A 20,243-nucleotide genomic window follows, 5' to 3' on the forward strand; every position below is an offset into this window, starting at 1 on the left:
TGATATTCTCGCTTGTGGTTGGCGCTGCGACTAGTCCTTGAACAGCAGATTTGCAGGATCGTGCAAGAAGCTTGCAGGATTGCGCTACCACCTGAATGTATGGACAGCGCATGCTTTATCTTCCCCGAAATCTCAGGTGGAGAGACACGATGAAAACACTTGAAGGCAAAATTGCGCTGGTGACGGGCGCTTCGAAAGGCATTGGTGCCGCCATCGCCATGACTTTCGCGGCGGCCGGTGCTCGGGTGGTGGTGAATTATCTTCAGGATGAAGTGGGTGCGGCGGATGTGGTGACCGACATTCAGGCGCTGGGTAGCGACGCCATCGCCGTACAGGCTGATATTTCACGCGAGGCCGATGTGCAGCGCTTGTTCGCTAGCAGCAATGAGCAGTTTGACGCACCCGATATTGTGGTGAATAACGCCGGCATTTTTCACCACGGTGACTTTGCCGAGCTTAGCCTCAGCGAGATGCAGCAGCAGCTGAATGTGAATCTGCTGGGCACCTTGCTGGTGTGTCAGCAGGCGGCAAAACATTTCCCCGCACGCGGCGGTTCCATCATCAACCTTAGCGCTTTAAATAGCCAACGCAGCACGCCCGGCTCGGTGCTTTGGGCAGCAACCAAAGGCGCGATCGATACCTTAACGCAGGGCCTCGCACGCGAGCTTGGGCCACGTAATATTCGCGTCAATGCGTTAGCACCCGGCATTATTTTGACTGAAGGTTTGCTGGCGGCGAAGAAGATGCACCCGGAGTTGAAAGCACAGCTGATAGCGGCAACGCCGCTCGGACGCTTTGGCTTGCCGGAAGATGTGGCGCAGGTGGCGCTGTTTCTGGCGTCAGAAGAGTCAGCTTACGTTAGCGGTGAACGCGTGCTGATTGCTGGTGGCGTGTAAAATTCACCTTCCACGCGCATAAAAAAAGGGACGCGTTAGCGTCCCTTTTTACTTTTCGCGTTTATCGCTTATGCGTCACGACGACGTGGTGCAGCAGCGCCTTCTGGACGCGGGCCACGACCACCTTCACGGCTGAAGCGTCCGCCTTCACGGCCACCTTCACGACGTTCGGAGAAGCGACGTGGAGCGCCTTCGCCACGTGGAGCACCATCACCGCGCGGTGCGCCATTGCCACGACGTTCGCCGCCAGCAGATGGACGACGTTCGCTACGCTCGTGCACTGGCGCATCACCCATCAGCTGCATATTCATCGGTTTGTTCAGAATACGCGTACGAGTAAAGTGCTGCAGCACTTCGCCCGGCATGCCTTTCGGCAGCTCGATGGTTGAGTGAGTACCAAACAGCTTGATGTTACCGATGTAACGGCTGCTGATGTCACCTTCGTTAGCGATCGCGCCAACGATGTGACGAACTTCAACACCATCATCACGGCCCACTTCAATGCGGTACAGCTGCATTTCGCCAACGTCACGACGTTCACGACGTGGACGATCGCCATCGCGGCTGTCACGGCTTTCGCGTGGACCACGAGAATCACGTGAATCGCGACGCTCACCACGGTCAGGACGATCGCTGAACTCGCGACGCGCTGGACGCGGTGCTTCTGGTGGCAGAATCAGTGGACGTTCGCCCTGAGCCATTTTCAGCAGTGCTGCGGCCAGCGTTTCGATATCCAGATCTTCGCCCGGCTGCATTTTGCTCAGCAGTGCGCGGTACTGATCCAGATCGCTGCTTTCCAGCTGCTGCTGTACTTTCGCCGCGAACTTAGCCAGACGACGCTCACCCAGCAGTTCTGCGTTCGGCAGCTCAACTTCTGGAATGGTCAGCTTCATGGTGCGTTCGATGTTGCGCAGCAGACGACGCTCGCGGTTCTCAACGAACAGCAACGCACGACCTGCACGACCAGCACGGCCGGTACGACCGATACGGTGAACGTAAGACTCTGCATCCATCGGGATATCAAAGTTTACGACCAGACTGATACGCTCAACGTCCAGACCACGTGCTGCAACGTCGGTCGCGATCAGGATGTCGAGACGACCATCTTTCAAACGCTCCAGCGTCTGCTCACGCAGTGCCTGATTCATGTCACCGTTCAGTGCTGCACTGTTGTAACCGCTGCGCTCCAGCGCTTCGGCCACTTCCAGCGTGGCATTTTTGGTACGCACGAAGATGATGGCTGCATCGAAATCTTCCGCTTCCAGGAAACGAACCAGCGCATCAGTTTTACGGCCGTATGCGGTCCAGTAAGACTGAGAAATGTCCGGGCGCGTAGTCAGGCTTGACTGGATGCGAACTTCCTGTGGGTCTTTCATGAAACGCTTGGTAATACGGCGAATCGCTTCTGGCATGGTGGCTGAGAACAGCGCGGTCTGATGACCGTCTGGAATCTGCGCCATGATGGTTTCAACGTCTTCGATGAAGCCCATACGCAGCATTTCATCCGCTTCGTCCAGCACCAGACCGCGCAGGTTAGACAGATCTAACGTGCCACGCTTCAGGTGATCCAGCAGACGACCAGGGGTACCGACAACAACTTGTGGTCCCTGACGCAGTGCGCGCAGCTGTACGTCATAACGTTGGCCGCCGTACAGGGCTACCACGTTAATGCCACGCATGTGTTTAGAGAATTCTGTGACGGCTTCAGCAACCTGTACCGCCAATTCGCGGGTAGGTGCCAGCACCAAAATTTGCGGTGCTTTAACAGTAGGATCAATGTTGTTTAGCAGCGGCAGTGAGAATGCCGCAGTTTTACCACTACCGGTCTGCGCCATACCCAACACGTCACGGCCAGCCAGCAGGTGAGGAATACACTCAGCCTGGATTGGAGAAGGCTTTACGTAGCCCATACCGTTCAGTGATTCGAGGATGTCGGCGTTCAGGCCAAGGTCAGCAAAAGTGGTTTGAATATCAGTCATGTAGTACACGTGCCTCTTAGATTGCGGCGGCCAGTCTACATAACTCGTCGTGAAAACTTTCAGTCATTTTCATCAAAAAGTGTGAACCGGCTCAAATTAGAAGTTTTGACGAACAGAAAAGCCCTCATCTCTGAAGATGATGACTTTACAGGTATTCAGGCAATAAAAGTTCGTCAGCTATTGCTGGTCAGATTCTGATAAATCGTCTTGTGTCTGGCCGAGTTGCGCCAGTTCCAACAATGCGTATCGGTGCTCAACAAAGTTATTTACGTTGTTGGCCACCGCCAGTTTGAACAACGCTTTCGCGTCGTCCTTCTCCCCCAGACTTAGGTAATACTTACCTAAATAGAAGTTGGTTTCACTGAGATGTTCAGCGAGCGAGGTGTTATCCGTTGCGTCCGCCTTGAGACGTTCCATCAGCGTTTTTTCACTGATGTCGCCAAGGTAGAACTCGACAATATTCCATCCCCATTGATCGCGAACCGCTTTGTCATGACGCTGTCTCAGCGTAACTTTTGCCTTGTCGGCATCCATATCGCTTTCAACGAGATAGAGCCAAAGGCTGCGGAATGGATCGTTAGGATCGTCTTGATAAAACGCCAGCAGATCATCTTGCGCTAACTTGTATCGACCGCCGTAATAGAGGGCGATACCACGGTTTAAATGCGCATAGTTGTAAGTTGGATCAAGCTCAAGTACAGAATCAAACGCTTCATAGGCAGCATCAAAGTTGCCTGCCTGCGTTAAGTATATACCGAGATAGTTAAATACCTCAGGCATATCTGGTCTTATAGACAGCGCTTGCGAAAAATCGTTCCGCGCTAATGCCCTCAGACCCAAACTATCATACAACACTCCGCGCTCATATAATAGCTGTGCGCGTTCATCATCGGTAAGGGCACGACTGGCAAGAATTTGTTCCATTCGCGCCAGGATCACCTCTTGCTGCAGTGTGGGCTGCAAAGGTACTGCCAGAACTTCGTTCTTACGCCAATTGGAGTTGCTGCATCCTGCCAGCGTGATAGCTGTCGCAACAAAACACCAGCGCAAAAAAGGCTTCATTTCCCACTCCCGAATACAAACATTGGGACAACCATCCTGTCATCCTCCTGCTGTGCACAAGGATTCCCGCCCTCGCGATGATCTAAACACCTCTCCCCGCAAAGCAGGGAGAGGTAAATCGGTAAACGCTTACTCGGCGTCAGATGCATCAGATGCAGCGGTAGCAACTTCTTCCGCTGGTTTCTGCTCTGTCGCTTCTTTGATGCTCAGGCGTACACGGCCCTGACGGTCCACTTCCATGACTTTCACTGGAACTTCCTGGCCCATCTGCAGGTAATCGGTCACTTTCTCTACGCGCTTATCGGCGATCTGAGAGATGTGCACCAAACCTTCTTTACCGCCGCCGATTGCCACGAAGGCACCGAAATCAACGATACGTGTCACTTTACCAGAGTAAACGCGGCCAACTTCGATCTCAGCAGTGATCTCTTCGATACGACGAATGGCTTCTTTGGCTTTCAGGCCATCAGTAGCAGCAATCTTCACGGTACCGTCATCTTCGATTTCGATGGTGGTGCCGGTTTCTTCGGTCAGCGCACGGATCACTGAGCCGCCTTTACCGATGACATCTTTGATCTTGTCTGAACTGATTTTGATGGTGTAAATGCGCGGCGCGAACTCAGAAATTTCCTGACGCGGCGTGCTGATTGCCTGTTCCATCACGCTCAGAATGTGCAGACGCGCACCCTTCGCTTGGTTCAGAGCAACCTGCATGATTTCGCGGGTGATGCCTTCGATTTTGATATCCATCTGCAGCGCAGTGATACCATCGCGGCTACCCGCTACTTTAAAGTCCATATCGCCGAGGTGATCTTCGTCACCCAGGATGTCAGACAGAACCACAAAGTTGTCGGCTTCTTTAACCAGACCCATCGCAATACCGGCTACGGCAGCTTTAATCGGTACGCCAGCGTCCATCAGTGCCAGAGATGCACCGCACACGGAAGCCATCGAAGAAGAACCGTTAGATTCTGTGATCTCTGAAACCACACGCACGGTGTAGGGGAAATCAGCTTGCTTAGGCATTACTGCCAGCACGCCGCGCTTCGCCAGACGACCGTGACCAATTTCACGACGCTTCGGTGAGCCAACCATACCGGTTTCGCCCACGCAGTATGGAGGGAAGTTGTAGTGGAACAGGAAGCTATCGGTACGCTCGCCCATTAACTCATCCAGATTCTGCGCATCACGTGCGGTACCCAATGTTGCGGTAACCAGCGCTTGCGTTTCACCACGCGTAAACAGTGAAGAACCGTGCGTGCGTGGCAGTACGCCAGTGCGCACATCCAGGCCACGAATCATATCTTTCTCACGGCCATCGATACGCGGTTCGCCACGGATGATGCGGCTTCGAACAACACTCTTCTCAAGGTCGTGAACGATGTCAGCGATATCGCCAGCATCCAGCGTTTCATCTTCAGCCTGCAGTGCAGCAATGGTCGCGTCTTTCACTGCGCCAACCTGAGTGTAACGCTCTTGCTTATCAGTGATGCGATAGGCATCGCTGATGCCCGCTTCTGCCAGTGCAGTAACGCGTGCGATCAGTGCATCGTTAGTTGGCAGTGGCTGCCAATCCCAACGTGGTTTACCCGCTTCGGCAACCAGCGCATTGATGTTTTCGATAACGATCTGCTGTTGGTCGTGGCCGTATACCACAGCGCCCAGCATCTGCTCTTCAGTAAGGATGTCAGCTTCTGATTCCACCATCAGCACCGCGTTCTGGGTACCGGCAACAACCAGGTTCAGACGTGATTCGTTGATTTCATCAGCAGTTGGGTTCAGTACGTACTGATCGTTGATATAACCCACGCGCGCTGCGCCGATTGGGCCATTGAACGGCAGACCTGACAGAGCCAGCGCAGCAGATGCGCCGATCATCGCAACGATGTCTGGGTTAACCTGTGGGTTAACAGAAACAACGGTTGCAATAACCTGCACTTCGTTAATGAAGCCTTCCGGGAACAGCGGACGAACTGGACGGTCAATCAGGCGTGAGATCAGGGTTTCGCCTTCGCTTGGACGGCCTTCACGACGGAAGAAGCTACCCGGGATACGACCAGCAGCGTAAGTACGCTCCTGATAGTTAACCGTCAGCGGGAAGAAATCCTGACCTGGTTTAGTTTTTTTCTGGCCAACAACGGTAACGAATACAGCAGTGTCATCCATGCTCACCATTACTGCAGCGGTAGCCTGGCGCGCCATCATGCCGGTTTCCAGCGTGACGGTATGCTGACCATATTGGAATTTGCGTACGATCGGGTTCAGCAAAATTTAAGTCCTTAAATTCAGAGGCGCAGCCCATTCTGGCGCGCCGGGGATTACCGATCTTCAGTTGCATCCTCGCGACTAATGACAACCTTAACCGCCCATGCGGTAAAGCCTCTCATTAGCCGCGCGAACCTCTGCAAGCAAAGATCACTCTCTGCAACAATACATGAGTTTGGTCCGGATTGCTGCGGATTGCTCGAAAAAAGGGGCCATAAAGGCCCCCTTTTCGCGAAACTCGCACAAATCTGATCGTCAGATGCGTTTTTTTGCATGGTGCATGCGCTACATCCTTGATCAGATTCTTCAGACTTAGCGACGCAGACCCAGGCTTTCGATCAGACCGGTGTAGCGAGCAACGTCTTTACGCTTCAGGTAGTCCAGCAGCTTACGACGCTGAGATACCATGCGCAGCAGACCGCGACGGCTGTGGTGATCTTTCTTGTGCTCAGAGAAGTGACCCTGCAGGTGGTTAATCTGAGCAGTCAGCAGAGCAACCTGAACTTCAGTTGAACCGCTGTCGTTGGTACCACGACCGTATTTAGCAACGATCTCTGCTTTAGCTTCTACGCTTAGAGACATAATAAACTCCGTTGGATAATGAATGTATGGGTGCCGATCTCTAATTCAGCAGCCCGCTTTTAAAGCCGCGCCATTCTACTCTTCGCCTGATAGCAACGCAATTGCGCCGTTAGGTCAAATGCGAGAGGCTTGATTACGCAGGAAATTCTACCACCAGACGACGCGGCGCCACGCGCCCATCGTCGGCGATTTCGGCCATACCAATGAATTTGTGCTCATCACCTTCCGTCACGCGCACCAATCCCTGTTCCGGCGCATCCGCCACCTGAACCGGCATACCTTGTTTGAAATAAGCCGCCACCGTAGGCAGCAAATTCACCATCGGGAACTCTTCTGCCGGACTATCCATCGGCAGCAATAACGCATCGAGCGCACTGTAATCCGGCGTTTCCGCCATGTTGACGGTGGCCGCCACTTCCTGCAGCTGCTCCAGCGTCACCATTCTTTCGATCGGATAACGCGCCACCTGCAGACGACGCAGCATGATAACGTGCGCACCGCAGCCAAGCCGTTCACCGAGATCGTCGATGATAGTGCGGATGTAAGTGCCTTTAGAGACGTGAATCTCCAGCTCCAGTTCATCACCTTCCCAGCGAATAAACTGCAGCTCAAACACTTTGATCGGGCGCGCTTCACGCGGCACGGTTATGCCTTCACGTGCGTACTCGTACAGCTTGCGTCCCTGATACTTCAGCGCGGAGAACATGGTCGGCACCTGCATGGTGTCGCCACGAAAATAGTCCAGCGCTGCATCCAGTGCCGCCTGATCAAAAGTAATCGGACGCGTCTCAACAATATTACCGTCGGCATCAGACGTATCGGTGCGTTCACCCAGGCGAGCAATGACGCGATAACGCTTGTCCGAATCGAGCAGATACTGCGAAAACTTGGTGGCTTCGCCGAGGCAAACCGGCAGCATGCCGGTCGCCAGAGGATCGAGGGCGCCGGTGTGGCCCGCTTTGTTCGCGTTGAACAGACGTTTTACTTTCTGCAGCACATCATTGGAAGATGCGCCTTGGTGCTTATCCAGCAGAAACACACCGTGGACGTCGCGACCGCGACGACGAGGACGGCTCATTAGTCCTCCTTGTCATCTTCCGCCGGGCTATCGCCACGACGCTCAACATCGCTCTTAATAACGTTGCTGACCAGGTTCGACATGCGCATACCTTCGATCAGCGAGTTGTCGTAGAAGAAGGTTAGCTCCGGCACGATGCGCAGGCGCATCGCTTTACCTACCAGCGTACGGATATAGCCAGAGGCTTCTTTCAGCGCCTTCAGGCCGTTTTGCACTGCTTCTTCATCTTTGTCATTCAAAAAGGTCACAAACACCTTGGCATAGGCAAGATCGCGCGACACTTCGACGCCCGAAACCGTCACCATCATACCGAGACGTGGATCTTTAATTTCGCGCTGCAGGATAATTGCGATCTCTTTCTGCAACTCCTGAGAAACGCGCTGTTGGCGGCCAAATTCTTTTGCCATTATTCTTTCTCCCAAATAATTCGGGAGGCCAGAGGCCTCCCAAATTGCAACACATCAAATGATGATCAATCGATGGTGCGTTTAATTTCAATCACTTCGAACACTTCGATCATATCGCCAACGCGAACGTCGTTATAGTTCTTCACGCCAATACCACATTCCATGCCGTTACGAACTTCGTTGACGTCATCTTTGAAGCGACGCAGAGATTCCAGCTCGCCTTCATAGATAACCACGTTGTCACGCAGTACACGGATTGGGTTGTGACGTTTGATGATACCTTCAGTGACCATACAGCCCGCGATGGCACCAAATTTCGGTGATTTGAACACGTCACGTACTGCAGCCAGACCGATAATCTGCTGTTTGAACTCTGGAGCCAGCATACCGCTCATCGCAGCTTTCACTTCGTCAATCAGATTATAGATGACGGAGTAGTAACGCAGGTCAACGTTTTCAGCGTCAATCACGCGGCGAGCAGATGCATCAGCACGCACGTTGAAGCCGAGAATGATGGCGTTGGATGCTGCAGCCAGCGTGGCGTCGGTTTCGGTGATACCACCCACGCCTGAACCGATAATGCGTACTTTCACTTCGTCGGTAGAGAGTTTCAGCAGCGAATCAGAGATGGCTTCGACAGAACCCTGTACGTCAGATTTCAGCACGATGTTCAGCTCAGACACTTCGCCTTCAGTCATGTTGGCGAACATGTTCTCCAACTTAGACTTCTGCTGACGCGCCAGCTTAACTTCGCGGAATTTGCCCTGACGATACAGTGCAACTTCACGCGCTTTCTTCTCATCACGTACTACAGTCGCTTCATCACCCGCAGCCGGCACACCGGACAGACCGAGGATTTCGACTGGAATGGATGGACCCGCTTCCAGTACTTCACGACCCAGTTCGTCACGCATCGCACGTACACGGCCATATTCGAAGCCGCACAGCACGATATCGCCTTTGTTCAGCGTACCTTCACGTACCAGCACGGTAGCAACCGGGCCACGACCTTTGTCGAGGAACGATTCAATCACCACGCCGCTCGCCATACCTTCACGGATAGCAGACAGTTCCAGAACTTCAGCTTGCAGCAGAATCGCATTCAGCAGGTCGTCGATACCGGTACCGGCTTTCGCAGAGACGTTAACGAACATGTTCTCACCGCCCCACTCTTCCGGAAGAATTCCGTACTGGGTCAGTTCGTTCTTAACGCGGTCTGGATCAGCATCAGGCTTATCAATTTTGTTAACCGCAACAACCACTGGCACACCGGCTGCTTTCGCATGCTGGATAGCTTCAACGGTCTGAGGCATCACGCCATCGTCAGCAGCCACAACCAGGATAACGATATCCGTGGCCTGCGCACCACGAGCACGCATTGCGGTAAACGCGGCGTGTCCCGGGGTATCGAGGAAGGTGATCATACCGTTGTCAGTTTCAACGTGGTAAGCACCAATGTGCTGGGTAATACCGCCCGCTTCGCCTGATGCCACTTTCGTTGAACGAATGTAGTCAAGCAGCGAGGTTTTACCGTGGTCAACGTGACCCATGATGGTGACGACTGGCGCACGGCTTTCCTGCGCAGCATCGGTGTCACGATCGTCCATTACCGCTTCTTCCAGCTCATTCTCGCGGCGCAGGATCACTTTGTGACCCATCTCTTCCGCAACCATCTGAGCGGTTTCTTGATCGATAACCTGGTTAATGGTCGCCATGGCGCCCATCTTCATCATCGCTTTAACGACCAGAGAACCTTTGATCGCCATTTTGTTGGCCAGTTCAGCAACGGTGATGGTTTCACCGATGACAACATCGCGGTTAACCGCCTGAGCCGGCTTGTTAAAGCCCTGCTGCAGGGTGCTTGGCTTACGATGCTTACCGCCTTTGCCGCCACGCACCTGAGCACGCGCTTCTTCGCGATCGGTTTTAGCTTCAGAATGCTTGTTGCCTTTCTTAACCGGACGAGCCGCTTTGGTGGTGCGAGCACGTGCACGGCCAGCTTCTACCTGGCGATCGTTCTCGTCTTCTGCCTGACGGGCGTGAGTAGAGGTAGTGACGTGATAGTCGCCTTTATCCTCTTCTTCAGGTTTTGCCCATTCAGCGCCTTTCTCTTCAGCCAGGCGGCGGGCTTCTTCAGCCACGCGGCGCGCATCTTCTTCCAGCTTACGGCGTGCTTCTTCTTCTGCTTTACGTTTCAGTTCGGCAGCTTCTGCTTCACGACGGGCTTTATCAGATTGCGCAGCCTTGGCTACTACATCGGTAGGTTGATTAGTCAATTTCTCTTTTTCCGCTGCTTCACGTTTAGCCTTGTCAGCGGCTTCGCGCTTGGCTTTGTCTTCGGCTTCACGTTGCGCTTTCTGTTCAGCTTCGCGACGGGCTTGTTCTTCCGCCTCGCGACGCGCCTGCTCTTCCGCTTCACGCTGCGCCTCGGCTTCCGCTTCTGCCTGAGCTTGCTCAGACTCTGCATCGCCTTTCACGTATGTGCGCTTTTTGCGGACTTCGATTTGTACCGACTTACTTTTACCCCCGGTGACGGGAATATTCAAGGTGCTGCGCGTCTTGCGCTGCAAAGTCAGCTTGCTTGAACCGGTCTGACCGTGCTCACGATTCAGGTGAGACAGTAAGGTTTCTTTCTCTTGCTGGGATACCGCATCGTTTTCAGACTTACGAATCCCTGCATCAGCAAATTGCTGTACCAGGCGATCGACCGGGGTCTGAATTTCGGCGGCCAGCGATTTTACGGTTACATCTGTCATGCTGTTCCTTCCTGTTATTACGCGTCATCGCCGAACCAGCAGATATTACGTGCAGCCATAATCAGCGCACCGGCTTTCTCGTCATCCAGCCCTTCAATATCTGTCAGATCGTCAACACCTTGCTCAGCGAGATCTTCCAGCGTGCAAACGCCTTTCGACGCCAGGCGATACGCCAGCGCACGATCCAAGCCCTCAAGATTCAGAAGATCCTCAGCGGGCTCCTGATTACCAAGGCTCTCTTCTTTCGCTAATGCCAGGGTGGTTAACGCATTTTTTGCTCGTTCACGCAGGGCTTCAATGGTCTCTTCATCGAGGCCGTCGATTTCCAGCAGCTCGTTGATTGGCACATAAGCCAATTCTTCCAGCGAAGAGAAGCCCTCTTCCACCAGAATGGTGGCGAACTCTTCGTCGATGTCGAGATGTTTGGTGAACATATCGATCGCTGCATGGGCTTCAGCTTGGTGCTTAGCCTGCAGATCATCGACGGTCATCACGTTTAGTTCCCAACCGCTCAGTTGGGAAGCCAGACGCACGTTTTGGCCGTTACGGCCGATCGCCTGAGCCAGATTGCCGGCTTCAACAGCGATATCCATGGTGTGATTGTCTTCATCCACCACAATTGACGCCACATCGGCTGGCGCCATAGCGTTGATAACGAACTGCGCCGGGTTGTCGTCCCACAGCACAATGTCGATACGCTCGCCACCCAGCTCGCTCGAAACCGCCTGGACACGCGCACCGCGCATACCGACGCAAGCGCCCACTGGATCAATACGTTTATCGTTGGTCTTCACCGCGATTTTGGCGCGTGAACCCGGATCGCGCGCTGCCGCTTTGATCTCGATAACTTCTTCGCCAATTTCTGGCACCTCAATGCGGAACAACTCGATTAGCATTTCTGGTTTAGAACGGGTGACGAACAGCTGCGCGCCACGCGCTTCAGGGCGAACGGCATACAGCACACCGCGGATACGGTCACCTGGACGGAAGTTTTCACGCGGCAGCATGTCTTCACGCAAAATCACGGCTTCAGCATTGCTGCCGAGGTCCAGTGAAATGTTGTCACGGTTCACTTTCTTCACCACGCCGGTGATGATTTCGCCTTCGTGCTGACGGAACTGATCAACCACCATTGCGCGCTCAGCTTCACGTACTTTTTGTACGATAACCTGCTTAGCAGTTTGGGTGGTGATACGGTCGAAGGTGACAGATTCAATCTGATCTTCGACAAATTCGCCCAGATTGAACGCTTCGTCTTCATAACGGGCTGCATCCAGCGTGATCTCGCGAGTCGGCTGCGTGACTTCTTCTACAATCTGCCAGCGACGAAAGGTGTCGAAATCGCCGCTGCGGCGATCGATGCTGACACGCACTTCGATCTCTTGCTCATACTTCTTTTTGGTCGCAGTGGCCAAAGCGCTCTCCAGCGCTTCGAAGATTTTCTCACGCGGCAGGGCTTTTTCGTTAGAAACGGCTTCTACTACAGCTAAGATCTCTTTGTTCATCCTGGTTAGCCTCAATCCGGACTTTTAAAAGTGGGGGACCAGGTTCGCTTTCTGAATGTTGCTCAGCGCGAACACTTCATCGTTACCCTCAACGGTCACCGTGATCATCTCGCCTTCAACAGACTTGATGATACCCTGCCATTTACGGCGGTTTTGTACGGCCATGCGTAGTACCAGGCTCACCTCGTCACCGACAAAACGTGCATAGTGTTCAGCAGTGAAAAGAGGACGTTCGAGACCCGGCGAGGAAACTTCAAGGTTGTAAGCCACGGTAATTGGATCTTCCACATCCATTACTGCGCTAACCTGGTGGCTAACATCGGCGCAATCATCAACATTGATACCCTCTTCACTATCAATATAGATGCGCAGGGTTGATGTGCGACCACGAATAAACTCAATACCGACTAATTCGTAGCCAAGCGCTTCTACTGGAGCAGAGATCAACTCTGTCAATTTTTGCTCTAATGTGGACAAGCCCACCCCCAAGACATAAAAAAAGGGCCTATAGCCCAGTGTTTCGATTTCCTGATAACAAAAAACCCCGAATATTCGGGGCTTTTTGTGACTGGACCCTGTACGCCGCATAGCGGCTTCGGAGCACAATCCAAAAGAATTTTTTTCAAAAATCACTGAGATTGCGTCCGTCGATGCATACAGTATATTTGAAAAAGAACTCTAAGGGAAAGTGGTTGCGGGGGCCGGATTTGAACCGACGACCTTCGGGTTATGAGCCCGACGAGCTACCAGGCTGCTCCACCCCGCGTCCGAAAACGTGGCGAATAATACGCCGACCTTGCAAAAAATGCAAGTTAAACTGAGATTTGGTACCGAGGACGGGACTTGAACCCGTAAGCCCTTTCGAGCACTACCACCTCAAGGTAGCGTGTCTACCAATTTCACCACCTCGGTACATCACTAGACTGCGACGTTGTTTTATCGCACTACAGCGTTGACGATCTTACTGCGGGATATCATTGCCCGGCGTTGCCGGTTTAGCTGGCTGAGTCTGCTGTTCAGACTGCGCCGGCGCAGTGAGGTTATCCCACTCGCTACCTTTGGCTGTTTTATTACTGTTCAGGTTACCCAGAACCAGGCTGATGATGAAGAACAGCGTAGCCAGTACCGCGGTCATGCGAGTCATAAAGTTGCCAGACCCGTTTGAACCGAACAGCGTACCAGAAGCGCCTGCACCGAATGAGGCTCCCATATCAGCGCCTTTGCCTTGCTGCAGCATGATCAAACCCACGAGGCCAATCGCTACAATAAGGAAAACAACTAACAGAGCTTCGTACATAATCAACCTGTTTCCTTGCGCGTATCTGCACAGTTAAAGCTTCAACCAATATCGATGGGGAGTCTCGTCATCACCCATCAGAAGCGGGTGTGAATACTAACCAAAGGCACATACCTCTGCAAGTGCAATTTTCACCATCGCTTTCGATTGCGGAAAAAAGCACCATCCCGGTGATTTTGCAGGCGGAAAGTTTAAAAACTCCCCGCCTGAAAACTTACACCGCTTTTACTGCATCCGCGATTTTATGCGCCAGCGCACTGACCTGCGCCTCATCTTCACCTTCCACCATCACACGAATCAGGGGTTCAGTGCCGGATTTGCGCAGCAACACGCGACCGCGTCCCGCCAGCGTTTTTTCAGCTTCCGCAGTGACAGCTTTCACGCTTTCGCTTTCCAGCGGATCGTGCTCGCCAGCGAAGCGCACATTGACCAGAATCTGCGGCAGCATTTTCATGCCACTGCACAGGTCGTGTAGCGTCATATGGTTGCGTACGATTGCAGTAAGCACTTGCAAACTTGCTACGATGCCGTCGCCGGTGGTGGTTTTATCCAGCAGAATGACGTGACCGGAGTTTTCGGCTCCTAGACGCCAGCCCTTCTCCTGCATTTTTTCCAGCACATAGCGGTCGCCCACTTTCGCACGGGTAAACGGAATACCCAGCTGTTTCAGCGCCAGTTCCAGACCCATGTTGCTCATTAACGTGCCCACCACGCCACCGCGCAGCTGGCCCTGACGCAGCCCTTCACGCGCAATGATGTAGAGAATTTGATCGCCATCGACTTTGTGACCTAAATGGTCAACCATCATGATGCGGTCGCCATCACCGTCGTACGCCAGTCCGAGATCGGCCTTCTCTTCCAACACGCGATGCTGCAGCAAACGCAGATCGGTCGCACCGCAATCTTTGTTGATGTTCATGCCATCCGGCTGCACGCCGATAGCAATCACATTCGCACCCAGCTCACGCAGCACATTAGGCGCAATGTGATACGTCGCGCCATTCGCACAATCGACCACAATCTTTAGCCCATTCAGGCTCAGCTCGCTTGGGAAAGTCCCTTTGCAGAATTCGATGTAACGACCAGCAGCATCGACAATGCGACTGGCGCGGCCCAGTTCAGCCGACTCTACGCAGGTGATCGGCTTTTCCATCTCCAGTTCGATGGCTTCTTCAACTTCATCTGGCAGCTTGGTACCTTCAGCCGAGAAGAATTTGATGCCATTGTCGTCAAAGGGATTATGAGAAGCTGAAATGACAATACCCGCTTCCGCGCGGAAAGTGCGGGTCAGATAAGCAATTGCAGGTGTCGGCATCGGGCCGGTGAAAGCCGCCGACAATCCCGCCGCCGCCAGGCCAGCTTCCAGTGCCGATTCCAGCATATAGCCTGAAATACGCGTATCTTTACCAATCAATACTTTGCGTGAACCCTGGCGCGCCAGCACCTTACCCGCCGCCCAGCCCAACTTGAGGACAAAATCAGGGGTAATCGGTGCTTCACCGACTTTGCCGCGAATCCCATCTGTACCGAAATATTTACGATTACTCATGCTTTATCCTTTTGCTCTCCGTGTCGCTTCGACGACGCGCATCGCTTCGACAGTCTCTTTCACATCATGCACGCGAATAATTTGCGCCCCTTGCATGGCGGCAATCACCGCACAGCTGAGGCTTCCGGTCAGACGCTGGGCCGGACCGACATTTAGCAACTGCCCAACCATCGACTTGCGTGACATTCCTACCAACAGCGGTAAGCCGTAGTGGTGGAAATGGCTGAGGTTGGCCAGCAGTTCATAGTTGTGGCTGAGATTCTTACCGAAACCGAAGCCAGGATCGAGCATCAGATTATCTTTTTTGATGCCGGCTGCTTCACATCGCGCAATCTGTGCAGCGAAGTAAGCATCCACTTCGCTCACGATGTGGCTATATTCCGGTGCCTGCTGCATGGTGCGCGGTTCTCCTTGCATATGCATCAGACACACCGGCAAGCCTGTTTCTGCCGCCGCCGCCAGCGCGCCCGGTTCGGACAAAGAACGAATGTCATTGATAATGTGAGCACCCACTCGCGCCGCTTCACGGATCACTTCTGGCTTAGAAGTATCGACCGAAATCCACACCTCAAAACGCTGCGCGATGGCTTCCACCACCGGAATAACGCGTGCCAGCTCCTCTTCCACGCTAACTTCATCAGCGCCCGGACGCGTTGATTCACCGCCCACATCAATAATGGTGGCACCGGCATTCACCATTTCATTAGTGTGCGTCAGCGCATCGACCAGCGTGTTGTGACTTCCACCATCAGAGAAAGAGTCCGGCGTGACATTCAAAATACCCATCACATGGGGAAAAGAGAGATCGAGATGGGAATCACGGGCGAACAACTTCATGGCGAGAATCTCCTTGAGGAATCACTGAATCGCGGAATGTAAAAAACCCCGGACTGGCCGGGGTTTGCATTGTAACAAGTATTGCGGGAGGGAGAACTGGCGGTGAGCAACGCATCCCGCCAGAATGCCATCACATGATCTTGTCTGAACCCGGCGTTTTCGGGTCATCAACAGGACGTGGAGCCTGCGTAGAGTCGCCGTTACCCACAGCAACTTTCGCCTCTTCCCAACCTGCTGGTGGACGCACTTCGCGACGTGCCATCAGATCGCTGATCTGCGGTGCATCGATGGTCTCATACTTCATCAGCGCGTCTTTCATCGCGTGAAGGATATCCATGTTTTCATTCAGAATACGGCGTGCACGCTGGTAGTTGGTATCGATAAGGTGTTTAACTTCCTGATCGATAATGCGCGCCGTTTCATCTGACATGTGTTTTGCTTTCGCCACTGAGCGACCGAGGAACACTTCGCCCTCTTCTTCAGCGTAAAGCAATGGACCCAGCTTCTCAGAGAAGCCCCACTGCGTAACCATGTTGCGTGCTACGCTGGTCGCCATTTTGATGTCAGATGAAGCACCGGTAGAAACATAGTCCGGACCATAAATGATCTCTTCCGCCAGACGTCCGCCGTAAGCCACAGAAATACGGCTTTCCAGCTTCTGACGGTTGGCGCTGATCTCATCGCCTACTGGCAAGAAGAAAGCCACACCCAGAGCACGACCACGCGGAATGATGGTGACCTTGTGCACCGGATCGTAACCCGGAACCAGCGTACCCACAATCGCGTGACCCGCTTCATGATAAGCCGTCGATTCTTTCTGCTCTTCGGTCATCACCATGGAGCGACGTTCCGCACCCATCATGATTTTGTCTTTGGCTTTTTCAAACTCAACCATCGAAACAACACGCTTGTTGCCGCGAGCAGCAAACAGCGCAGCTTCGTTGACCAGGTTAGCCAAATCCGCACCGGAGAAACCAGGCGTACCACGTGCGATAACTGATGGATCCATATCGGTTGCCAGCGGCACACGACGCATATGGACTTTCAGAATCTGCTCACGACCACGCACGTCTGGCAGACCCACCACAACCTGACGGTCGAAGCGGCCTGGACGCAGCAGCGCCGGGTCAAGAACATCTGGACGGTTAGTTGCCGCGATAACGATGATGCCTTCATTACCTTCAAAGCCATCCATCTCAACCAGCATCTGGTTCAGCGTTTGTTCACGTTCATCGTGACCACCGCCTAAACCGGCGCCACGCTGACGGCCAACCGCATCGATTTCATCGATAAAGATGATGCACGGTGCCGCTTTCTTCGCTTGTTCGAACATGTCACGCACACGAGATGCACCTACACCGACAAACATTTCCACAAAGTCAGAACCGGAAATGGTAAAGAACGGGACTTTGGCTTCACCAGCAATCGCTTTCGCCAGCAGCGTTTTACCGGTACCCGGAGGGCCGACCATCAGGACGCCTTTCGGAATTTTACCGCCCAGCTTCTGGAAACGGCTCGGCTCACGTAGATACTCAACCAGCTCCCCAACTTCTTCTTTGGCCTCATCACAACCGGCCACGTCAGCAAAAGTAGTTTTGATCTGATCTTCGGTCAGCATGCGGGCTTTGCTCTTGCCGAAGGACATCGCGCCCTTGCCGCCGCCGCCCTGCATCTGCCGCATAAAGAAGATCCACACGCCAATCAGCAGCAGCATTGGGAACCATGAGATGAAGATGGAAGCCAGCAGGCTTGGTTCTTCAGGCGGTTCGCCAACTACTTTGACGTTTTTAGTCAACAGGTTATCGAGTAACTTAGGATCGTTGACGGGGATATAGGTGGTGTATTTATTGCTGTCTTTTTTGACAACGTTAATCTCACGCCCGTTAATTCGTGCCTCGCGGACCTGATCTTGGTTCACTTCCGATAGGAAAGTTGAATAATCAACCCTACGGCCATTCGACTCGCTGGGCCCAAAGCTCTGGAATACAGACATCAGCACGACCGCGATGACTAACCAGAGAATCAGGTTTTTCGCCATGTCACTCAAGGGATTAACCTCATATTACAACGATGTTAACAGACAGCGTAGGGTACTATAGATCCTTCATACCTGGAATCGCAGTGCGGATGATTTTGCTTGTTTACCCTGAAACTCAGAATTACACATCAGAGTAAACGCATTGGTCGTCTTGCTTTGATTCCGGCATTTCGGGCTAAAGTTTGCGCCCCGTCGCCACAATGTACACTTCGCGCGAACGTAATCGCGAAGCGTCCGGCTTACGAATTTTCACTTTCGTAAACAGGGAGCGAATTTCCCGCAGGTATTCATCGAAGCCATCTCCCTGAAACACTTTCACGACAAAACTGCCGCCTGGGGCCAGGATATCCCGACACATTTCCAGCGCCAATTCTACCAAATACATCGAACGTGGAATATCAACCGCAGGTGTACCGCTCATGTTGGGTGCCATATCAGACATCACCACCTGCACCTTTTGGTCGCCTACGCGCTCCAGCAAGGCGCCAAGTACCGCCTCATCGCGAAAATCGCCCTGCAAAAAATCAACGCCAACAATCGGATCCATTGGTAACAGATCGCAGGCTATGATACGACCACTTGATCCGATAAGCTGAACCACATATTGCGACCAACCGCCGGGTGCCGCACCGAGATCGACAACCGTCATCCCGGGTTTGAAAATCTTGTCACCCTGCTGAATTTCTTCAAGTTTAAACCAGGCACGCGAACGTAACCCTTTTTTCTGTGCCTGCAGCACATATTTATCGCTAAAGTGTTCCTGTAGCCAGCGACTGGAACTGGCCGAACGCTTTTTACCCGTCATAATTTTTCCAATTAAATCGTCATCGTAGCGATAAATCAGCACGCAATGGTCGCGTTGATTTGGCGATATACCCGAGATGGCGGTAGAATGAACCGTTTTCAATCCCTGAGTAAGCAAAAAATACGATGAATCTGAGTACCAAACAAAAACAGCACCTCAAAGGCCTTGCCCATCCGCTTAAGCCGGTTGTCATGCTGGGCGGAAATGGCCTGACCGAAGGCGTGCTCGCCGAAATCGAACTGGCGCTCGAGCATCACGAATTGATCAAGGTAAAAATTGCCTCGGAAGATCGTGAAACTAAGCAGCTGATCGTGGACGCTATCGTGCGTGAAACTAAAGCAGGCAACGTACAGGTAATCGGCAACACGCTGGTGCTGTATCGCCCTGCCAAAGAGCGTAAAATTACTCTTCCGCGTTAATCATGCCTTTAAAGGCGGCGACGGGCAAAGAAAGTGCCACGCTCCTGCATGTGATAAAAGGCCGCAGTGCGGCCTTTTTCCTTTCTTTACAAAATGCAGCGACATATTGCAAAGCGTAGCAATATCTTAAAGGTATTCCACCTTCAGGACTTCATATTCCACATCCCCGCCTGGGGTTTTCACAATCGCGACATCGTCGGCTGATTTTCCAACCAATCCACGCGCCATCGGCGAATTCACTGAAATCAGGTTCTGTTTGAAGTCAGCTTCATCGTCACCCACGATGCGATAGGTGAACTCTTCATCCGTATCCACATTGAGGATGGTCACGGTAGCGCCAAAAATCACGCGACCGGTTTTCGGCATGGCAGTCACATCAATGACTTGCGCATTCGAAAGCTTGGCTTCGATCTCCTGAATACGACCCTCGCAGAAACCCTGTTCTTCGCGAGCCGCATGATATTCGGCATTCTCTTTCAAATCGCCGTGCTCACGGGCTGTGGCGATGGAGGCGATAATGCGCGGACGCTTCACGGATTTCAGTTCGTTCAGCTCTTCGCGTAGCTTCTCAGCGCCTTTCAACGTCATCGGAATCTGATTCATTTTTGGCTCCTCGTCATCTATCCTGGTTAACGGCGTCATCCTGACCGGTGACAGCAGAAAACAGCTTCTGCGGCGCGTTACCTCTTTTCACAAGCAAAAGAAGCCTGACCCGGAAAGCTTTCCGGGTCAGGTTCGGTTTTGCATTTTGATACGTATTTTACCCCA

The 20,243-nt window shown here is 53.0% G+C and carries 18 protein-coding genes and 2 tRNA genes; 2 read left to right on the forward strand and 18 right to left on the reverse strand.

Annotation, left to right across the window (positions count from 1 at the left end):
- Window positions 1–149: 149 nt before the first annotated feature.
- Window positions 150–896: an SDR family NAD(P)-dependent oxidoreductase gene (locus tag K5Y33_RS15595; RefSeq protein WP_222234480.1), complete on the forward strand. Its 747-nt coding sequence runs from the start codon at window positions 150–152 to the stop codon at window positions 894–896.
- Window positions 897–964: 68 nt separating this feature from the next.
- On the opposite strand, the gene K5Y33_RS15600 is transcribed toward K5Y33_RS15595, so the two are convergent.
- From K5Y33_RS15600 to rlmE, 17 genes are all read right to left on the reverse strand, one after another.
- Complete coding sequence (locus tag K5Y33_RS15600; RefSeq protein ID WP_137385063.1) at window positions 965–2,875, reverse strand: DEAD/DEAH family ATP-dependent RNA helicase; 1,911 nt, start codon at window positions 2,873–2,875, stop codon at window positions 965–967.
- 16 nt (window positions 2,876–2,891) lie between these two features.
- Complete coding sequence (yrbN, locus tag K5Y33_RS23820) at window positions 2,892–2,948, reverse strand: protein YrbN (RefSeq protein ID WP_098053093.1); 57 nt, start codon at window positions 2,946–2,948, stop codon at window positions 2,892–2,894.
- Window positions 2,949–3,052: 104 nt separating this feature from the next.
- Window positions 3,053–3,937 carry a lipoprotein NlpI gene (nlpI, locus tag K5Y33_RS15610; protein ID WP_008104288.1) on the reverse strand — a complete coding sequence of 295 codons (885 nt, stop codon included), beginning with the start codon at window positions 3,935–3,937 and terminating at the stop codon, window positions 3,053–3,055.
- 129 nt (window positions 3,938–4,066) lie between these two features.
- On the reverse strand, window positions 4,067–6,205 hold the full coding sequence (gene pnp, locus K5Y33_RS15615) for a polyribonucleotide nucleotidyltransferase (RefSeq protein ID WP_101762248.1): 2,139 nt from the start codon (window positions 6,203–6,205) through the stop codon (window positions 4,067–4,069).
- Between the two features lie 309 nt (window positions 6,206–6,514).
- A complete protein-coding gene (rpsO, locus tag K5Y33_RS15620; protein WP_036620269.1) occupies window positions 6,515–6,784 on the reverse strand; it encodes a 30S ribosomal protein S15 in 270 nt (89 codons plus the stop codon).
- Window positions 6,785–6,917: 133 nt separating this feature from the next.
- Window positions 6,918–7,862 carry a tRNA pseudouridine(55) synthase TruB gene (gene truB / locus K5Y33_RS15625; RefSeq protein ID WP_192412497.1) on the reverse strand — a complete coding sequence of 315 codons (945 nt, stop codon included), beginning with the start codon at window positions 7,860–7,862 and terminating at the stop codon, window positions 6,918–6,920.
- Complete coding sequence (gene rbfA, locus K5Y33_RS15630; RefSeq protein ID WP_101762250.1) at window positions 7,862–8,269, reverse strand: 30S ribosome-binding factor RbfA; 408 nt, start codon at window positions 8,267–8,269, stop codon at window positions 7,862–7,864. The genes truB and rbfA overlap by 1 nt, the downstream gene beginning before the upstream one ends.
- 65 nt (window positions 8,270–8,334) lie before the next feature.
- Window positions 8,335–11,025 (reverse strand): translation initiation factor IF-2, encoded by a 2,691-nt coding sequence (gene infB, locus K5Y33_RS15635; protein WP_064737725.1) that lies wholly within the window; start codon window positions 11,023–11,025, stop codon window positions 8,335–8,337.
- A 17-nt stretch (window positions 11,026–11,042) separates the two neighbouring features.
- The gene (gene nusA / locus K5Y33_RS15640; protein ID WP_101762251.1) at window positions 11,043–12,530 is read right to left on the reverse strand and encodes a transcription termination factor NusA; all 1,488 of its coding nucleotides are present in this window, start codon (window positions 12,528–12,530) and stop codon (window positions 11,043–11,045) included.
- Between the two features lie 24 nt (window positions 12,531–12,554).
- On the reverse strand, window positions 12,555–13,007 hold the full coding sequence (gene rimP, locus K5Y33_RS15645) for a ribosome maturation factor RimP (RefSeq protein WP_137386838.1): 453 nt from the start codon (window positions 13,005–13,007) through the stop codon (window positions 12,555–12,557).
- Window positions 13,008–13,219: 212 nt separating this feature from the next.
- Window positions 13,220–13,296: transfer RNA gene (locus K5Y33_RS15650), tRNA-Met, on the reverse strand.
- A gap of 59 nt (window positions 13,297–13,355) precedes the next feature.
- Window positions 13,356–13,442, reverse strand: a tRNA-Leu gene (locus K5Y33_RS15655).
- A 49-nt stretch (window positions 13,443–13,491) separates the two neighbouring features.
- Window positions 13,492–13,827, reverse strand: coding sequence for a preprotein translocase subunit SecG (gene secG / locus K5Y33_RS15660; RefSeq protein ID WP_007886689.1), 336 nt, complete (start codon window positions 13,825–13,827; stop codon window positions 13,492–13,494).
- 214 nt (window positions 13,828–14,041) lie between these two features.
- Complete coding sequence (gene glmM / locus K5Y33_RS15665) at window positions 14,042–15,376, reverse strand: phosphoglucosamine mutase (protein ID WP_101762253.1); 1,335 nt, start codon at window positions 15,374–15,376, stop codon at window positions 14,042–14,044.
- 3 nt (window positions 15,377–15,379) lie between these two features.
- Complete coding sequence (folP, locus tag K5Y33_RS15670) at window positions 15,380–16,213, reverse strand: dihydropteroate synthase (protein WP_101762254.1); 834 nt, start codon at window positions 16,211–16,213, stop codon at window positions 15,380–15,382.
- A gap of 130 nt (window positions 16,214–16,343) precedes the next feature.
- Window positions 16,344–18,251 carry an ATP-dependent zinc metalloprotease FtsH gene (gene ftsH / locus K5Y33_RS15675; RefSeq protein WP_036620266.1) on the reverse strand — a complete coding sequence of 636 codons (1,908 nt, stop codon included), beginning with the start codon at window positions 18,249–18,251 and terminating at the stop codon, window positions 16,344–16,346.
- 175 nt (window positions 18,252–18,426) lie between these two features.
- Entirely contained in the window at window positions 18,427–19,056 is a 630-nt protein-coding gene (rlmE, locus tag K5Y33_RS15680) for a 23S rRNA (uridine(2552)-2'-O)-methyltransferase RlmE (RefSeq protein WP_176970223.1), read from the reverse strand.
- 125 nt (window positions 19,057–19,181) lie between these two features.
- Between rlmE and yhbY the strand changes: the two genes are divergently transcribed.
- Complete coding sequence (gene yhbY / locus K5Y33_RS15685; RefSeq protein WP_007886683.1) at window positions 19,182–19,475, forward strand: ribosome assembly RNA-binding protein YhbY; 294 nt, start codon at window positions 19,182–19,184, stop codon at window positions 19,473–19,475.
- Between the two features lie 126 nt (window positions 19,476–19,601).
- Here the strand turns inward: yhbY and greA are convergent, their stop codons facing one another.
- Entirely contained in the window at window positions 19,602–20,078 is a 477-nt protein-coding gene (gene greA, locus K5Y33_RS15690; RefSeq protein WP_008104312.1) for a transcription elongation factor GreA, read from the reverse strand.
- Window positions 20,079–20,243: the final 165 nt, after the last annotated feature.

Source organism: Pantoea sp. DY-17, from assembly GCF_019795975.1.
Lineage (GTDB): Bacteria > Pseudomonadota > Gammaproteobacteria > Enterobacterales > Enterobacteriaceae > Pantoea > Pantoea leporis.